Origin of the sequence: Xanthomonas dyei, from assembly GCF_002939865.1 — a bacterium.
In the GTDB taxonomy this organism is placed as follows: Bacteria; Pseudomonadota; Gammaproteobacteria; order Xanthomonadales; family Xanthomonadaceae; genus Xanthomonas; species Xanthomonas dyei.
Genome location: NZ_MDEE01000029.1, coordinates 1 through 16,302, shown reverse-complemented (window position 1 = coordinate 16,302; position 16,302 = coordinate 1). Strand labels below are relative to the sequence as shown.

General features: G+C 64.8%; 15 protein-coding genes. All 15 read right to left on the bottom strand.

Going from position 1 to position 16,302, the window contains the following annotated elements; all coding sequences use genetic code 11:
- Nucleotides 1-54: 54 nt before the first annotated feature.
- The 15 genes from XdyCFBP7245_RS16835 to flgG all read right to left on the bottom strand — a co-directional run bounded on the left by XdyCFBP7245_RS16835 (nt 55) and on the right by flgG (nt 15,711).
- A complete protein-coding gene (locus XdyCFBP7245_RS16835) occupies nt 55-1,539 on the bottom strand; it encodes a sigma-54 dependent transcriptional regulator (protein ID WP_055854474.1) in 1,485 nt (494 codons plus the stop codon).
- Nucleotides 1,532-1,915: a response regulator gene (locus tag XdyCFBP7245_RS16830; RefSeq protein ID WP_005997154.1), complete on the bottom strand. Its 384-nt coding sequence runs from the start codon at nt 1,913-1,915 to the stop codon at nt 1,532-1,534. Before XdyCFBP7245_RS16830 ends, XdyCFBP7245_RS16835 begins: the two co-directional genes overlap by 8 nt.
- Nucleotides 1,916-1,923: 8 nt before the next feature.
- Nucleotides 1,924-3,327 carry an RNA polymerase factor sigma-54 gene (rpoN, locus tag XdyCFBP7245_RS16825; protein ID WP_104616681.1) on the bottom strand — a complete coding sequence of 468 codons (1,404 nt, stop codon included), beginning with the start codon at nt 3,325-3,327 and terminating at the stop codon, nt 1,924-1,926.
- 253 nt (nt 3,328-3,580) lie between these two features.
- On the bottom strand, nt 3,581-4,213 hold the full coding sequence (locus XdyCFBP7245_RS16820) for a response regulator transcription factor (protein ID WP_003482986.1): 633 nt from the start codon (nt 4,211-4,213) through the stop codon (nt 3,581-3,583).
- A 70-nt stretch (nt 4,214-4,283) separates the two neighbouring features.
- The gene (locus XdyCFBP7245_RS16815) at nt 4,284-4,850 is read right to left on the bottom strand and encodes a PilZ domain-containing protein (RefSeq protein ID WP_104616680.1); all 567 of its coding nucleotides are present in this window, start codon (nt 4,848-4,850) and stop codon (nt 4,284-4,286) included.
- Nucleotides 4,850-5,143 (bottom strand): hypothetical protein, encoded by a 294-nt coding sequence (locus tag XdyCFBP7245_RS16810; RefSeq protein WP_104616679.1) that lies wholly within the window; start codon nt 5,141-5,143, stop codon nt 4,850-4,852. The genes XdyCFBP7245_RS16815 and XdyCFBP7245_RS16810 overlap by 1 nt, the downstream gene beginning before the upstream one ends.
- 8 nt (nt 5,144-5,151) lie before the next feature.
- A complete protein-coding gene (gene fliS, locus XdyCFBP7245_RS16805) occupies nt 5,152-5,565 on the bottom strand; it encodes a flagellar export chaperone FliS (RefSeq protein ID WP_104616678.1) in 414 nt (137 codons plus the stop codon).
- A gap of 150 nt (nt 5,566-5,715) precedes the next feature.
- On the bottom strand, nt 5,716-7,041 hold the full coding sequence (gene fliD / locus XdyCFBP7245_RS16800) for a flagellar filament capping protein FliD (RefSeq protein ID WP_104616677.1): 1,326 nt from the start codon (nt 7,039-7,041) through the stop codon (nt 5,716-5,718).
- Between the two features lie 235 nt (nt 7,042-7,276).
- Nucleotides 7,277-8,476, bottom strand: a complete 1,200-nt coding sequence (locus tag XdyCFBP7245_RS16795) for a flagellin (protein WP_104616676.1) — start codon at nt 8,474-8,476, stop codon at nt 7,277-7,279.
- A 318-nt stretch (nt 8,477-8,794) separates the two neighbouring features.
- Nucleotides 8,795-10,000 carry a flagellar hook-associated protein FlgL gene (flgL, locus tag XdyCFBP7245_RS16790; protein ID WP_104616675.1) on the bottom strand — a complete coding sequence of 402 codons (1,206 nt, stop codon included), beginning with the start codon at nt 9,998-10,000 and terminating at the stop codon, nt 8,795-8,797.
- Nucleotides 10,000-11,874, bottom strand: a complete 1,875-nt coding sequence (flgK, locus tag XdyCFBP7245_RS16785; RefSeq protein WP_104616674.1) for a flagellar hook-associated protein FlgK — start codon at nt 11,872-11,874, stop codon at nt 10,000-10,002. The genes flgL and flgK overlap by 1 nt, the downstream gene beginning before the upstream one ends.
- Before the next feature lie 11 nt (nt 11,875-11,885).
- A complete protein-coding gene (gene flgJ / locus XdyCFBP7245_RS16780; protein ID WP_104616673.1) occupies nt 11,886-13,064 on the bottom strand; it encodes a flagellar assembly peptidoglycan hydrolase FlgJ in 1,179 nt (392 codons plus the stop codon).
- A gap of 1 nt (nt 13,065) precedes the next feature.
- On the bottom strand, nt 13,066-14,184 hold the full coding sequence (locus XdyCFBP7245_RS16775) for a flagellar basal body P-ring protein FlgI (RefSeq protein WP_104616672.1): 1,119 nt from the start codon (nt 14,182-14,184) through the stop codon (nt 13,066-13,068).
- 10 nt (nt 14,185-14,194) lie between these two features.
- Nucleotides 14,195-14,887, bottom strand: a complete 693-nt coding sequence (gene flgH, locus XdyCFBP7245_RS16770; RefSeq protein ID WP_104616671.1) for a flagellar basal body L-ring protein FlgH — start codon at nt 14,885-14,887, stop codon at nt 14,195-14,197.
- Between the two features lie 38 nt (nt 14,888-14,925).
- Nucleotides 14,926-15,711 carry a flagellar basal-body rod protein FlgG gene (gene flgG, locus XdyCFBP7245_RS16765; protein WP_104616670.1) on the bottom strand — a complete coding sequence of 262 codons (786 nt, stop codon included), beginning with the start codon at nt 15,709-15,711 and terminating at the stop codon, nt 14,926-14,928.
- Nucleotides 15,712-16,302 lie beyond the last annotated feature (591 nt).

Sequence of the window (16,302 nt, the reverse complement as noted above, 5' to 3'; positions counted from 1 at the left end):
GATCCTGTTGAAGCAAGCGCTATGCCAGCGGGCGCTGGCGGAGCCGTGGCCCGCTCAGTTCGCCAGCTCGGTCTGCTCGCGGTCGATGCCGTACTTGCGCAGCTTCTCCACCAGCGTGGTGCGGCGCAGGCCGAGCAACTGGGCCGCATGCGCAACCACGCCCTGGGTGCGTTCCAGGGCTTCGTTGATCAAGGCCAGCTCGATGGTGGCCATGTGGCCACGCAGATCGATGCCGTCGTCGGGCAGGCTGGCGGCAGCGGCCGGTTCGGCATCGGCCGTCTTGGGCTGCAGCGTCACCACGTTGCTCGGCAGTGCGCCAGCGTCAGTGGGCGCCGCCACAAAGGCTGGTTCCGGCGGCAGCTCGACCGGAATGGACGATGCAAAATCGCCGCGATAGCGCGCCGGCAGGTCCTGCACGCGCACCAGGCCACCGGGATGCAGCACCGCCAGGCGCTCCACCAGGTTGGTCAGTTCGCGCACATTGCCCGGCCAGTCGTAGCTGCGCAGCGCCTGCAAGGCTTCATCGGCAAAGCGCACTTCGCCGCGACCGGTACGCGCCAGCTGGCCGGCAATCGTCTGCACCAGGATGGCCAGATCGTCGACGCGCTCGCGCAACGCCGGCATTTCGATCGGGAACACGTTGAGGCGATAGAACAGATCCTCACGGAACTGCCCGTCGCTGATGCGCGTTTCCAGGTTGCGGTGGGTGGCGGCGATCACGCGCACGTTGCAGCGGATGGTCTGGCCACCGCCAACGCGCTCGAAACTGCGCTCCTGCAGCACGCGCAACAACTTCACCTGCATCGGCAAGCTCATGTCGCCGATTTCATCCAGCAGCAGGGTGCCGCCCTCGGCCATTTCGAAGCGGCCCTTGCGTGTGGTCAGTGCGCCGGTGAAGGCGCCTTTTTCATGACCGAAGAGTTCGCTTTCGAGCAGGTCCGGCGGGATCGCGCCGCAATTGATTGCGACAAACGGCCCGTCGCGGCGCGGCGAATGCTGATGGATGGCGCGGGCGACCACTTCCTTGCCGGTACCGGATTCGCCCAACACCAGCACGGTGGTGTCGAACGCGGCCACTTGGTCGATCAAGCGGCGCAGGCGAGTCACCGCCTCGCTGTTGCCGGTCGGACCGGTGTCCTGCTGCACGCCGGCCTGATGCTCGGCATCCAGACGCTTGAGGCTTGCGCGGCGCAGCAGGGCTTCCAGCTGTGCGTGGCGCAGCGGCGTGTCCAATGCCCAGACATTGGCTTCGTGCAGACCGTGGGTCTGCGCAAACGTGATCGGGCTGCCTTCCATCAACAGCACCGGCGGCGGCAGCTTGGCATCGGCCAGCCAGTCGAAGAATTTATCGGCCTGCGCGGCGTCCTGCGCCGAGCCCACCATCACCGCCATCCACTCATCGTGGCGGTGACGGCCAGGATTGATGTCGGCGCCGTCGGTAACCCAGCGGGGATTGAAGTCCATGAACTCGAGCAGCGACACGGTGCGCTCGGCGCGCACGGCGTCACTGTCGATTAGCAGAATGCGGGACTCACTCATTCCTGGCTCCTTCCGTCAGGCCCTCCAGGATTGGCATGACTTCCTGGATATAGGACAGCTTGCTGACAAAATTGTCAGCACCCGCGCGAAGAGCGTGTTCACGATGCTCGGCATCGTCGAAGTGGCTCGCGATGACAATATACGGCGGATCGTCCTGCGTCTTGATCAGACGCGTGGCCTGCAGGCCGCCCATCTCGGGCATGGCCAGATCCATCAGCACGACATTGGGGCGCAGCGACTCAGAGCGCTCGATCGCTTCCAGTCCATTGGCGGCACTGCCCACGATGTTGAGCCACTCCACTTTGCGAAAATGACGCATCGCAGCGTTGATGAAGCCCTCGTGGTCGTCGACCAGCAGCACGGTGAGTTTGCTCATAGTAGTCCTTATCCCGCTCGCGCAAGCAGCGGTTTGTTGTTACGGCGGCGCTCGCGGGCCGGGGCGATGTCGAGTTGTTCGCGGTACTTGGCCACGGTCCTTCGCGCAATATTAACGCCCTGACGCGACAACAGGCCGGCAATGGCTTCGTCGGCCAGCGGGCGGCCCGCCGGCTCGCTCTCGATCAAACGGCGCACCATGGCCTTGACCGCTTGGCCGGAGACGCTGGCGCCTTCCAGCCGCACGGCGAAGAAATGTTTGAGTTCGAAGGTGCCACGCGGGGTTTGCAGGTATTTGCCGGTGGTAATGCGCGAAATCGTCGATTCGTGCATGCCGATCTCGTCGGCGATTTCCTTCAGCGTCAGCGGTGCCATCGCTTCTTCGCCACGCGCCAGGAAGGCGGCCTGGCGTTCGACGATCGCACGCGTGGCGCGCAGCAGGGTTTCGTAGCGCATCGACAGCCCGCGGGTCAGCCAGCGCGCTTCCTGCAGCATGTCGCGCAGCGGCTGCGCGGCATCGCCGGCCTCGGCCAATGCGCGTTCGTGGACCGGGTTGATGCTGACGCGGTGCGTGGTGGCCGGATTCAACGCCACGCGCCAGCTACCATCGGCATGCCAGGCGAGCACATCCGGAATCACACTGGCGTTGCTTTCCTGCAGCAGGTCGTCGCCCGGGCGCGGTTGCAGCGACAGGATCAGCCGCACCGCTTCGCGCGCGTCGTCCACTTCGGCATCGTGCGCACGCGCCAGCAGCGCGTAGTCGTGGCTGGCCAGCAGATCCAGATCGCCGGACAGGATGCGCGCGGCCAGATGACGAGCCGGGACGCGGCCGGGCAGGGCGTTCAACTGGGCTTGCAGGCACTCGCGCAGGTCGCAGGCGGCTAGCCCGGCCGGGTCGCCGTGCAACAGGCGCTGACGGATCGCTTCCACTGCCTCGACGGTCATCCCCAGGCGCGTGGCGCCGAGCTGCTGCAGCGTCGACAGCGCCTCGGTCAGATACCCGGCATCGTCGGTCTGCTCCAACCAGAACGCGGCGGCCCCCAAAGCGGCCTCGTCCAGGTCCAGCGCCAGGTCGCGCAGGATGCGCACATGCGGATCGGTGGACTCGCCGGCGGCCACGCGCTGCATGCGGTCGTCGTCGCCATCGTTCCAACTGCTGCTCTGCACGTCCCACATCGTGCTTTCCGGCAGCTCGTCGAACGCAGCGATATCGTCGGCGCCATCGTCGTTGGTGGTGGCCTCGTCCCCATTATCGGCCAGCTCTTCCAACTCCAGCAACGGATTGGTTTCCAGGGCACGACGGATTTCCAGTTCCAACTGCATGCCGTCCAATTGCAACAGACGGATCGACTGCAGCAGCTGCGGGGTGAGGTGCAGTTGCTGGCCAAGCTGGGCGGAAATGGTCGTCTTCATGGAAGCGCTTCCGAAGGGCGCTGCATGCAGCAGCGATGGAACGCATCTTGCAGGACAAAGCGACGGGTTTCTAATCAGGGAGTCAGGTGAGGTGACTGATGATTTTCCTGACAGTCTGTCGGGAACTCCCCGACATGATGGGCGAGCTCAAGCGTGCCCGCCGGAATTCCGTCACTGTTTTCATCGCGGCGGCCCTGTGCGGGCCGCGCCGGGTGTTTCGAATAACCGATACGGCGAGTGCGGCTGCGATCGCTCAGACCAGTTCGTTGTGATGCTTGGCGGCGAGCAAGACCAGATCGTTGGCGCGACGGCAGCCCAGCGACTCCATCATGCGCGCGCGATGGGTTTCGACCGTCTTGACGCTGATGCCCAGGTCGGCGGCGATTTCCTTGTTGCTCTGTCCACGGCCGATCTCGCGCAGGATCTCGCGCTGACGCGGTGACAGCGCGGCAATACCGACCGGTTTTTCGCGGCCCAGCATCGGCGCGATCATCTTGGACGAGATCTGCGGGCTCAAGAACACCTGGCCGGCAGCGGCGGCGCGTAGCGCCAGTTCCAGCTCCAGCGGCGCGGCGTCCTTGACCACGAAACCGACCGCGCCACGATCGAGCGCATCGCGCACGTGCACCGGGTCGTCGTGCATCGACATCATCACCACATGCGTGCGCGGCGCGGCGCGCAGCACGTCGGTCATGGCATCCAGGCCGCTACGGCCGGGCAGGGACAGGTCCATCAGCACCAGATCCGGGCGGTGCAGGGATGTCATATCCAGGGCTTGTTGCGCGTTGCTGGCCTCGCCGACGACATCGATGCCGGCGAAGGTTTGCAGCAGCCTGGACAGGCCTGCGCGGACAAGGGTGTGATCGTCGACGATGATGACTCGCACGGCGCAGAAGAGACCTTTTTTCGGTATAGGGCACCTTAGCCGACCCGGCGCCTGGCGCCAACCATCGGGATCAGCGCTGGCGGCGGGCGTCGGCGATCTGACGGCGATGCAAACGAAACAGATGACGTTCCAGAGCCTCCTGCAACCCCGGTGAGAGTGGCGCGAACCGTAGCCACAGCCACTGATCGTGACCATCGCTGGCGCTTGCCAGTACCTCGGCAGGAAGCTGTACCAATTCAGGAAGCCAGTCGGAGGGCTGCAGGCAGACGTTGCCGGTTGTGCCGGGTGCGTAGCTGGTTGCGCAATTGAGGCGGATGCCGCGGACCGACCAATGCACCATATTCTGGATCAGGCCACTGTCGCCCGGGCGGACCAGGCGACCGATCAGCGCGAGCATCAGATCGAGCTTGGCATCCATGCGTTGCACCAGCAGCGGCAGTTCGCCACGGTCTTCGCTGGTTTCTTCGCTACGCAGGTCTTCGACCTGACCCAGGCTGCGCAGCAGCGTTTCTGCGGCGCTGTGCGAGCCAGCGTCGGCACCGGCGCGGAAACCGGCCGGCAGACGCAATTGGCAACTGAGCGTGTCGGCAAACAGCTCGGCATCGGCGGATGGCGCGCGTGTGCCGAGTGCGGTCATCAGATCCGTCCGACCCGGGCGTAGGCACGGCTGGCCGACGAGGAGGTGCGCTGGGCGCGGATCAGATCCAGCAGCTTGCGGCGACGGTCGAGCATCATCCGCATCAAATCTTGCTGCATGGTGTGCAAGGTCTGCAACGCGTCGCGGTCCTGGCTCAGATCCACGTGCTGCGCATACTCGCGCAGGTGCAGATCGTGGTTGTCGAGCAGGAACGGCATCGCCTCGAAATCCTCTTGCGCCATGGCAAGGCGGAGGTCGGCGATTTCGGTTTGAAGGCTTTGCGCGCTATGCATGGCTGGACTCAGGAAACCGCAGCGAGGCCGCGTTGTTCGAGGGGGATGGAGTTCCACGCCGAATCGATTTCGCTGAGCAAATCCAGCGCTTCGGTCAACGCGGTCTCGTCGTTGTGCAGGTTGGCGGCGGTCAGGCGCTGCATGACGTAGTCGTACAGGGCCGACAGGTTACCAGCGATCTCGCCGCCGGCTTCGTGATCGAGCGAGCCGTTCAGATGACCGACGATCGCGCAGGCTTCGCCAATGGCCTTGCCCTTGCGCGCCTGGTCGCCCTGCACCAGGCAGGCCTGGGCCAGACGGATGCGCTGGCAGGCACCTGCGAACAACAGCGACACCAGCTTGTGCGGGTCGGCTTCGGTCACGCTGGTGGACACGCCGACCTTGCGGTATTGCTCGGCATATTGGCGATTGGAACCGTACATGGATGACTCCTCAATGGGCTGACCTTCGCTGGTCCCGGAGCGCTGTGCTCCTGCGACGACGCTCCTGCCAGTAGGCAAGGCTTAAATCACGATAGGCCCTTCTTGTATCGGCAAGACCCTTGCGGGACTTGAGGATCGGCATCACGGAAATCAGCCTGTGAGCAGGCTGCTGAGCGAGCTGGTGCTGCCCTGTAGCTTGCTGATCATGGTTTCCATCGCGGTGAACTGCGCGGTGTAACGATCGGTCAGCTTGGTCATGCGCGCGTCCAGGTCGTCCAGGTCGGCCTCATAGCCCTTGATGGTCTTGTTCAAGCTGTCCGAGCGCAGTGTCAGCGTGCCGTTGTTGGCATTGATGTTGCTGTCCAGCAGCTTGGTCATGCCGGAGCCGAACTTGCTGTCCTTGCCGAGCACCTCGGCGGCAGCACCACCGTCGGAGGCGATGGCGGTGTCGAACTTGGCGGCGTCGAAGCTCATCACCCCATCCTTGTCGATACTCAGGCCCAGCGCCTTGAGCTCGTTGACGTTGCCGCTGACCTGGCCGCGCAACTGCTGCTGCAGGCCACGCACCAGCGAGTCGCCTGTCAGTGCCGAGGCGGTCTTGGTGGTGGCGTCATAGGCGCTGCTTTTGGCCAGCAAGGTATTGGCCGTGTTATAGGCCGCGGCGAAGGCGGTGAGATTGCCCTTCAGACCGCTGGTGTCGGCGGCGATGCCCAGGTTGAACTTGGTGCCTTCGGCGGCCTTGGTCAGGTTGAGCACCACGCCCGGCACGATGTCGCTGATGGTGTTGGAACTGGAGGTCCGTTCGAAGCCGTCCACGCGCACCAGTGCGTCGGCGGCGGCCACCGACTGAGTCATGCCGCCGGTAACACCGGCGCTGTAGGTGAGGTTGCTCAGGCTCGGGTCGCTGGCACTGACGGTCAGCGCGCCCTTGGTGCCGGAGTCGACCGCGTTGAGCACCAGATGCTGGCCATCGTTGGCGGTCACCACGCTGGCGGTGACGCCCTTGCCGCCGGCGGCCTTGTTGATGGCTGCCGCGATATCGGTGAGCTTGTCGGTGCCACTGATATCGACGGTGACGCTGTTGTCGCCATAGCCGATCGTCAATGTGCCGCTGCCGACCGTGGCGTCTGCGGTGAACGCGCCGGAGGCCAGTTTCTGCGAGGTGGCCAGCGAGACCACTTCCACCGAATAGTTGCCGGGCGCGGCGGAGCTGGTGGTGGTGGCGGTGAAGCCGGCATCGGTCGGCACCGTGGCCTTGTAGGCGTTGGTATCGGCGCTGCTGACGACCTTGTCCAGCGCAGACTTGAGCGTGGTCATGCTGCTCTTGATCTGGCTGATGGCCGATAGCTGCGTGGTCGCTGCGGTGCCGGCCTTGTTGATGCGCGCCTGCTCCGGATCCTTCTGACGGGATACCAGGGTGGACACCACGGTGGGGATATCCAAACCTGAAGCAGAAGTACTGATCAACGATGCCATGTTGCATTCCTCGTCTGGGCATCCGGACAGCGGATGCATGAGATTACGAGACGGGTATCGGCCGCATCCGGGAGGACTTTAGCGGCGCCGACACGTCTTGCTGACCACCAAGCCGATGCAACTTCCGTGCCCGCCGCGCCAATCGACCGGCGTCAAAAAACCCGCGCCCACAAAAAAGCCCCTCCGAAGAGGGGCCTTTGACTTGCTGCAAAACGCTGCTGGTGATTGCGGCAAGTTACTGCAGCAGGCTCAGCACGTTCTGCGGAACCGACTTGGCCTGGGCCAGCATCGCGGTACCGGCCTGCTGCAGGATCTGCGTACGGGTCAGCTCGGCGGTGGTCTTGGCGTAGTCCGTATCGGCAATGCGGCTGCGTGATGCCGACAGGTTCTCTGAAGTCGCGCTCAGGTTGGCGATGGTGGAAGTGAAGCGGTTCTGCACTGCACCCATGTCGGCGCGCGAGGAGTTGACTGTGGTCAATGCCTTGTCGACGATTTCCAGGGCCTTCTGCGCGCCGGAGAACGTGGAGATATCCAGGCTGCTCAGGGTCGAAGCGGTGGAGCCGGAAGCGGCCGAGGCGGTGGTGATGCCGGCGCCGACGGTGATGCCGGTGGCGCTGGAAGTACCAGCCGACAGCGAGGTGAAGTCCTGGCCAGCCTTCAGCGATTCGATCTGCACCGAGCCGTCGCTCTTGATCGAGGCGTACATGCCGGTCTGGTCCAGCTTGTCGTTGATGGCCGCAGCGACCTTCTTGTTCACATCGGCAGCGGTGTCGCCGGAAGCGACCTTGACGTCGGCGATGGTGACGCTCTTGGCGGCGCCGCTGGCGTCGTTGAACGACAGGCTGATGCCGCTGACCGAACCAGACGCGGTGGCGGTGCCGGTGACGCCAGCGCCGGAGACGGCGGCAGCGAAGCTGGCCTTGCCCAGCGAATCGATGTTGGCGTCGGCGATGCTGTTGATGCCGATGGTCTGGCCGGCATCGGCACCGACCTGGAACAGCGCGCCGGAGAACGAACCATCCAGCAGCTTGGTGCCATTGAAACTGGTCTGATTGGCGACGCGGTCGATTTCACTGGTCAGCTGCTTGACTTCGGAGTTCAGCGCCTCGCGGTCGGTGGACGAATTGGTTGCATTGGCCGACTGCACCGACAGCTCGCGGATACGCTGCAGGTTGTTGCCGATTTCCTGCATCGCGCCTTCGGCGGTCTGGGACAGGGAGATGCCGTCGTTGGCGTTGCGCGAGGCAACGTCCAGGCCGCGGATCTGGGTGGTGAAGCGCTCGGCGATTGCGCCGCCGGCTGCGTCGACGGAAAAGCTGGTGATCCGCTTGCCCGACGAAAGCTGCTGGATGCTCAGCGCCAAGCTGGAGCTGTTGGTGTTGAGGTTACGCTGAGCGTTCAGCGACATTACGTTGGTGTTGATTACCTGTGCCATTTTGATTTCTCCTAAGCGATTTTTCCGGCAAGGGGGACTTGCCCGGAGCCTCCGCAGGGGGGCCATCAAGTTGGCCGTTGCCGCTGCTGAGATGAATAACGGCGTTGCGTCGGGAACCTTTAGCGAAATTCAGTATTTTTTTACTGCTTTTCAGCTGCGGGACGAAATACGTAAGCGTTGTGTATCAAGGGGTTTGGTTGATTCGGCAGCACCCCGTAAATCTTTAGCGTTGGTATAACTGTTCGAAAAATAAACTCCGTCCGCCTGCACAAGCGCGCACGCACAGGAGCGAGGAAAACGCAGGTTTTCTGCTGCAAATCAGCGGATCAGGTTGAACAAGGACGACGACTGCATCTGCTGAAAAATGGTCTGAGCGGCCTGCAGGGAGGCCTTCTCGAGTTGGTACTGCCCGATCGCCGAGGCGTAGTCCAGATCGCGGATCGACGACAGGGTGGTCTTGAGCGTGACTTCGTTGGATTCGAGCAAGGAGTTGGCGTTGTCGATGGCAGACAACTGCGCGCCGCCGGAGGCGCGCGCATCGATCATCTTCGTCGAGGCCTGTGCGATGTTGCGCATGGAGGTCTGCAGCGTATTGATCATCGCCGCCTTCTGCGGCTGCGTCAGCGTGTCGGAAGTGAGCGCGCCGACCAGATCGTCGATGGTGGAGAACACGTCCTTGGTGGTGGAGGCGCCGATCTGAAAACTGTCGCCGACCGCCGGTGCGCCGCTGATGCGCATGCGCACGCCGGCTGCGGTGATGTCTTCGCCATTCTTATAGGTGCCGGTGCTGACCACTGCGTTGGTGCTGTCGCGCACCTCATAGGTGTCGGCGGCGGTGAACTGCACGCTGTAGCTGCCGCCATTCCAGCTGCCGGTACTGGCATCGCGGCTGAAATCCAGCAGCAGCCCGGTGCCGGTATTGGCGTTGGAAGGGTGCGCGTCCACGGTGCCGTCGCCGGTGCGGATGCGCATGAAGATTTCGCTGCCGGGCAGGGTGTCGCTGACAAAGGTGTCCGGCGCCACTTCGACCTGCTTCTGGGTCTGGTCGCCGTTATAGACGACGCCGCCATTGCTCTTGATAAACGGCGCGCTGCCATCGGCGGTGCCGCCGAACAGATAGCGCCCGGTACCATCGGTGCTGTTGGCCAGGCTCACCATGCTGTCGCGTAGTGCGCTCAGTTCCGAGGCGATCGCCTTGCGGTCGTCCGGGCTGAGCGAGGAGTTGTTGGCCTGTACCGCCAATTCGGTGACGCGCGCCATTTTGTCGCCAGCTTGCGAGAGCGCGTTTTCCTGCAGGCCTAGACGGTTCTGCACGTTGTTGGCGTTTTCGCCGAAGCGCGTGATCGCGGCCAGCGCGCGATCCAGACCCACGGCAGTGCCGGCGGCGACCGGATCGTCCTTGGCGGTGACCAGGCGCTGCCCGCTGGACAGCTGCGATTCGAGCTGGTTCAGCCGCGCCTGCTTGGCGCCCATCGAGGCGACCGACTGGCTGTACATCATGCTGGTGGAAATACGGTCGGTCATCAGCGTACGGCGCCCAGGATGGCTTGGAAGATGGTGTCGGCGGTGGAGATCATCTGTGCGGCCGCCTGATAGGCCTGCTGCAGCTTGAGCATGTTGGCGGCTTCCTCATCGAGGTTGACGCCGGAAATCGAATCGCGGCTGGCCTGCGCCTGGTCGTTGATGACCTTCTGCGCGTCGGCGGCGTAATCGGCCGCACGCGCGGCCGAGCCGACCGAGGTGGTCAGTCCCGACAGCGCGCCGTTGAGCGTGACCGTACCGCCGCTGAGCGCTTTGGCATCGTCGATCTTGGCCAGCAACTTGGCATTGCCGTTGTCGCTGGAGCCGGCGCCCATCGGGCCCACGCCGAATGTATCGCCGGCCTTGGGCGCGCCATCCAGCGTGAAGCTCCAGCCGTTGGCGCTGATGGTCTGGCCGGCGGTGTAGGCGAACGGACCGGTACCATCGATGGTGTATTGGTTGGCATCGATGAACTCCACCGACGACGGGGTCAGCAGCCCCGGGTTCTGCGCATTGGCGACCTTGACGTCGCTGATCTTGCCGGAGCCCAGGTTGGCGACGGTGGCGGTGGCCTTGACCGGGGTGGCCGCGGCAATCCGCGACGGGTCGGTGATGGCCACCGACACGGTGCCGGCCAGCCCGGACGTTGGCTGCAGCAGGAATTTGTCGCCGCTGGCCGGGGTGCCGCCGACCACCATGCTGACGCCATTGAGCACCAGCGGGTTGGCCGCGGTGCCGGTGCCGGTCATCGGCACGGCCGCACCAGTGCTGGCGCTGGTGGCTTTCCATACGGTGCCGTCGAAGCTGAGCGTGACGTTCTGCCCGTCCACGGCCGACATATTGCTTAAACTGGCGGTCAGCGAGGCGGTGCCGGTATTGCTCGGGTTGGCCGCAGTGGTGGGCGAGCCGATATTGAAGAAGTTGCCGCCCATCGCGCCGTACAAGTCCATACCCTGGGCGTGACCGGCGTTGAAGGTGCTGGCCATGCCCACCGCAAGGCGGCCCAGTTCGGCCTGGGTCGGCTCCAGCACGCTGCTGCGGAATTCCAACAGGCCGCCGATCTGGCCGCCCAACGAATTGGCGCTGAGGCTGACGTTCTGCCCCTGGGTCTGCATCGCCACCTGTAGCTTGGTCGGCTGGTACGGGTCGGCGACGGTGGTGAGCTTGGACGAGGTCGTCCCCACCACCAGCGCCTGGCCGCCGGCGGTGAAGACATTCATGAAGCCGCCATCCTGGATCACCGCGGTGCCGCCGGTGTAGCCCACCAGTTTGCTCACCAGCGCATCGCGCTGATCGAGCATGTCCGGCGCAGCGTTGGCCGCGCTATTGCCGATGGTGCCGTTGAGCTTGGCGATCTGCTGCGTCAAACGGTTGACTTCGTCCACCGAGGACGTCAATCCGCTGTTGACCTCGTTGCTCAGGCTGTCCATCTGCCCGTTGAGCTGCTTGAAACGCGTCGCCAGCGAGTTGCCGCTGTCGAGCATGCTCTGGCGCTCGGCGGTGGAGGAGGCATTGGACGACACCGCGCTGGTGGAATCGAAGAAGTTCGACCACAGTCCGGCCACGTTGGTGGCGGTGTTGGAATACAGCGAGTCCACGCGGTTGGACAGCGACGACAGCTGCTGCAGGCGCGAGAGTTCGCCGCCGCTGTCGAGCAGGCGCGAGATGGCCAGCTGGTCCGCCACCCGGCCCACATCGGTGATCTTGGCGCCATTGCCCACGAACGCGTAGCCCATGTCGGTAGGCGTGCGCGTTGCAAATTCCACGCGTTGGCGGCTGTAGCCTTCGGTATTGATGTTGGCGACGTTATGGCTAACGGTCGACAACGCCCGTTGGAAGGCGATCAGCGCGCTGGTCCCGGTGGACATGATGGACATGGGCGTTTACCTCAACGACGGATGGTGCCAAGCCCGGCAGGCTCGGCGGTGCTGGCGTAACGGTTGGACAGATCTGCCGCTGCGTTGCCGATGGCGGCGACCGCACGGTCGATGGTCGGGCCGTTGGCGATCGCCGCGATCTTGGCTGCGTAGCCCGGATCGGTGGCATAACCAGCCTGTTGCAAGCCGCGTGCAAAACCGCGGATATCGGTGCCGGCCTGCAATGCGCCCTGGTAGCGGCTGTTGTTCTTCAGCAGGCGCACGTAGTCGGCAAAGCTTTCCTCGGCCGAACCATAGGCCCGAAAATCGGCGGTTTCGGTGGTTTTGACGCCGTTGACGTATTCATGGGTGCCGGTGGTGACCTTGTTGCCGCTCCAGCCGGTGGCCTTGATGCCGAACAGGTTGTTGGAATCGCCACCGTTGCCGATGCCACGCCGTCCCCAGCCGGTTTCCAGCGCGGCCTGTGCGACCAGCGCACGCGGGTCCACGCCCAGTTCGCGCGCGGCTTTCTGTGCGTGCGTCCAGATCTTGGCGACAAAGCCTTCCGGCGTGCGCTCGCCCAGGCTGGACGCAGCAGTGCTGGCCGCGCTCGCGTTGACGGCGGCATTGGCATCGGCGGCATCGCTGGCGGCCACATCGGCCCAGCGGTCGTTGGCCGACGGCCAGCTCAGCGCGGCTGCGTCGTCGCTGCCGGCATCGCTGCCGCCGCTGCGCCCGGCGATCAGATCCAGCACCTGGCTCATGCCGATACCGCCCAGGCCGCCTGCGTTGAGTCCGCCGGTCGTGCCGGTGCCGGCACCGACGCTGCCGACGGCGCCATCGCGTGCCGGCAACGGCAGCGATGCATCGCGCTTGCCGGCCACCAGCGCATACGCCTTGGCCGCGTTGGCGGTGGTCAGCGAGGTGTTCAACGCCGGGCCGCCGGTGTCGCCGCTCAACTGCTTGGAGATCATCGCCGACAGGCCCAGTCCCTTGCCTTCGGTCAGCGCCTTGGCCATCTGTTGGTCGTACATCTCGCGGAACATCTGGTTTTCGCCAGGAAACATCGGGTCGCCGGAGCTGGCATCGCGCATGCTCTTGACCAGCATCTGCGCGAACTGGCCTTCGAGCTGACGTGAGACCTTGTCGATCTTTGCCGGATCGGCCTTGGTGCTCGGGTTGAGATCAATGGGCAAGGCTGCGATACGCATGTCAGATGACCTCTAGCTCCGCCGTCAGCGCGCCAGCCTGCTTCAGGGCTTCGAGAATGGCGACCAGGTCGCCGGGAGCCGCGCCCACTTCGTTGACCGCGCGAACGATCTGATCGAGCGTGGTGCCGCCTTCGAACTTGAACATGCGGCTGCCTTCGGAGGTGGCCGTGATCGTGGACTGCGGCGTCACCGTCGTGCGGCCGCCACTGAAGGCGCCCGGCTGACTGACGTTGGTGTTTTCGCTGATGGTCACGGTGAGCGAGCCATGCGCAATGGCGGCCGGCATCACCCGCACCAGCTGGCCGATCACCACGGTGCCGGTGCGTGCATTGACCACGATCTTGGCCGGTGCATCGCCCGGCGAGAGTTCGACGTTTTCCAGTCGCGCCAGCAGGCCGATACGCGCGCCCGGGTCGGTGGGCGAGCGCACCGCCACGGTCACGCCATCGACCGCACGCGCGGTGCCGGCGCCGAAGCTGCTGTCGATCGCCGCGACCATGCGCGAGACGGTGGTGAAATCGTTCTGATGCAGGTTGAGGGTGATCTCGCCGCTGCCGGCAAACACGTCCGGCAGGGCGCGCTCGACGGTGGCGCCGTTGGGAATGCGGCCGACGCTGGGAATATTGACCGATACCCGCGAGCCATCCTTGCCCTGCGCGCCGAAACCGCCGACCACCAGGTTGCCCTGGGCCATCGCATAGACTTGGCCGTCGGCGCCTTTGAGCGGTGCCATCAGCAGCGAGCCGCCACGCAGCGACACCGCGTTGGCGATCGAGGAGACGGTGATGTCGATCGGCTGGCCCGGCTTGGCGAACGGCGGCAGCTCGGCGTGGATCGCCACCGCCGCGACGTTTTTCAGCTGCGGGTTGACGTTCGCCGGAACATTGACGCCCAGCTCCCCGAGCAGGTTTTTCAGGCTCTGCACGGTGAAGGGCGCCTGGCTGGTGCGGTCGCCGCTGCCGTCCAGGCCGACCACCAGGCCGTAGCCGACCAGCGCGTTGCCGCGCACGCCGCCGACCTGGGCGAGATCCTTGATGCGTTCGGCCGATGCCGGTGCGGCAATCGCGCAGAGCGCGACGGCGGCAGCGAGCAGACGGAAGGGCAGGGAAGACAGATTCATGGTCGCAGGCTCAGTAGGGCGACAGACGGGAATTGAAGAAGCGGCTCAGCCAGCCCATCGCGTTGGACTGCGCGATCGCGCCGCGGCCGCCGTAAGCGATGCGGGCATCGGCCACCTTGCTCGAGGGCACGGTGTTGTCCGGGGCGATGTCGGCGGCGCGCACGATGCCTTGCACCTGCACCAGTTCGTCGCCCTGGGTCAGGCGCAGATTCTTCTGCCCCTGGATCACCAGATTGCCGTTGGGCAGGCGCTGCATCACGGTGACGGTCACGCTGCCCTGCATGCGGTTGCTCTGCGCGGTATTGCCCTTGCCATCGAAGCTGCGATCGCCGCTCAGCGAGTTCTGCAGCACGTTCAAGCCACCGACGGTGAGCGGTGCACCCAGCAATGTCGGTGCGGCCATGGTGGTCGCGTCCTTCTTGCTGATGCTGGTGTTGGCGGTAGACGAGGCGGTGGTGCTTTCCACCAAATTCACCGTCAGCAGATCGCCAACGTCGCGTGCGCGACGGTCGCCGTAGAGGTTCAGGCCCGGGCCGGCAGCGTAGATCGCACCGGCGGTGGGCTGCGCCACCGGCGCGACCACCGGCACGATCGGCGCCAGCTCGGCGAACGGCCGCACGTCGCCGGCTGCCACGCAGCCACCCAGCAGCGCGCTGCAGGCAATGGCGAAGCACAGGGAGGAGAGAGAGGGCAGGCGGGACATGGCGTGAGTTCCTGAGAGGGCAGCGACCGGCAAGCCGATCAGACGTTGTTGTTCAAGTAACCGAGCATCGAGTCGGTGGTGGAAATCGCCTTGGCATTCATTTCGTAGGCGCGCTGCGTCTCGATCATGCTCACCAGCTCTTCCACCGTATTGACGTTGCTGCCTTCCAGCGCGCCCTGCACGGTGGTGCCCAGGCCATTGAGGCCGGGGGTGCCGTTCTGCGCGGGGCCGGAGGCGGTGGTTTCGACGAACAGGTTCTCGCCCTTGGCTTGCAGACCCGAGGGGTTGATGAAGTCGGTCAGCGTCAACGAACCGATTTCCTGCGCCGCGGCCTGGCCGGCCAGGGTCACGCTGATGGTGCCGTCGTTGCCGATGGTCAGCGACTGCGCGCCTTGCGGCACCTGGATGCCGGGCTGCAGCGGGTAGCCGCTGTTGGTGACGACTTCGCCCTGCGCATTGATCTGGAAAGTGCCGTCGCGGGTGTAGGCGGAGGTGCCGTCGGGCATCTGCACCTCGAAGAAGCCGCGCCCGTTGACCATCACGTCGAGCGCGCGGCCGGTCTGCTGCTGGCTGCCCTGGTCGAAGCCTTTGAAGGTAGAAACCACCCGCACACCGGTACCCAACTGCAGGCCGGTGGGCAGCTGCGTCTGCGCGGAGGTAGAACCGCCTGGCGCACGCACCTGTTGATACAGCAGGTCTTCGAACGCGGCACGGTCGCGCTTGAAGCCGGTGGTATTGGTATTGGCCAGGTTGTTGGAAATGACCGACATGCGCGTCTGCTGCGCATCCAGTCCGGTTTTGGCGACCCACAAAGCCTGATTCATGACCCGATTCCTCGTTAGACCCGGGGATGTGTTCCGGGTACGGCTGGGTACATGCACGTGCCGTGCCAAACCCGCGTCGGAATCTTGCCGGCTGTGCGGTCGATCACGTGGCGCAAGGCCGAGACGCGGCGGCCAGGAGACGATGCATCGTTGCGCTGGAGGGGCCGGACAACCGCAGGGATGTAGCGGGGTGCAGACAGCAAGCCAGTGAACGTTGATGCCTTCCGTTATTGCTTGCCGATCAGCAGCGGCCAACCGTGGAAGCGCGGTGTCGTCTCCGGGGGCGAGACCGTGTAGCGGCATGGATGCCGCTACCGAGCCTCCACGGACGGATTCACGGCGTGTCCCGCTCCCGGAGACGGCGCCGCGCATCGACCAACCCGCTTACTACAGCTATCCGGTCACAAGGTCTCCAACCATCACCGCTGCCAATTTGCGCGCATGCGGCGGTCTGCTGAGGGCGCTTGCACGCGTGTAGGCATGGGACACGCCGTGAATCCGTCCATGTAGCAACTGTGTTGGTCAGGACCTCAATCCGCGACCTTTGATCAGTTTCCTTCGGGCGTGTTCATCGGTAGGTGCCGGCCGCTG

Coding starts and splice junctions, on each gene's coding strand:
- XdyCFBP7245_RS16835 (WP_055854474.1), bottom strand. CDS start 1,539: ATGAGTGAGTCCCGCATTCTGCTAATCGACAGTGACGCCGTGCGCGCC.
- XdyCFBP7245_RS16830 (WP_005997154.1), bottom strand. CDS start 1,915: ATGAGCAAACTCACCGTGCTGCTGGTCGACGACCACGAGGGCTTCATC.
- rpoN (WP_104616681.1), bottom strand. CDS start 3,327: ATGAAGACGACCATTTCCGCCCAGCTTGGCCAGCAACTGCACCTCACC.
- XdyCFBP7245_RS16815 (WP_104616680.1), bottom strand. CDS start 4,850: ATGACCGCACTCGGCACACGCGCGCCATCCGCCGATGCCGAGCTGTTT.
- XdyCFBP7245_RS16810 (WP_104616679.1), bottom strand. CDS start 5,143: ATGCATAGCGCGCAAAGCCTTCAAACCGAAATCGCCGACCTCCGCCTT.
- fliS (WP_104616678.1), bottom strand. CDS start 5,565: ATGTACGGTTCCAATCGCCAATATGCCGAGCAATACCGCAAGGTCGGC.
- fliD (WP_104616677.1), bottom strand. CDS start 7,041: ATGGCATCGTTGATCAGTACTTCTGCTTCAGGTTTGGATATCCCCACC.
- XdyCFBP7245_RS16795 (WP_104616676.1), bottom strand. CDS start 8,476: ATGGCACAGGTAATCAACACCAACGTAATGTCGCTGAACGCTCAGCGT.
- flgL (WP_104616675.1), bottom strand. CDS start 10,000: ATGACCGACCGTATTTCCACCAGCATGATGTACAGCCAGTCGGTCGCC.
- flgK (WP_104616674.1), bottom strand. CDS start 11,874: ATGTCCATCATGTCCACCGGGACCAGCGCGCTGATCGCCTTCCAACGG.
- flgJ (WP_104616673.1), bottom strand. CDS start 13,064: ATGCGTATCGCAGCCTTGCCCATTGATCTCAACCCGAGCACCAAGGCC.
- XdyCFBP7245_RS16775 (WP_104616672.1), bottom strand. CDS start 14,184: ATGAATCTGTCTTCCCTGCCCTTCCGTCTGCTCGCTGCCGCCGTCGCG.
- flgH (WP_104616671.1), bottom strand. CDS start 14,887: ATGTCCCGCCTGCCCTCTCTCTCCTCCCTGTGCTTCGCCATTGCCTGC.
- flgG (WP_104616670.1), bottom strand. CDS start 15,711: ATGAATCAGGCTTTGTGGGTCGCCAAAACCGGACTGGATGCGCAGCAG.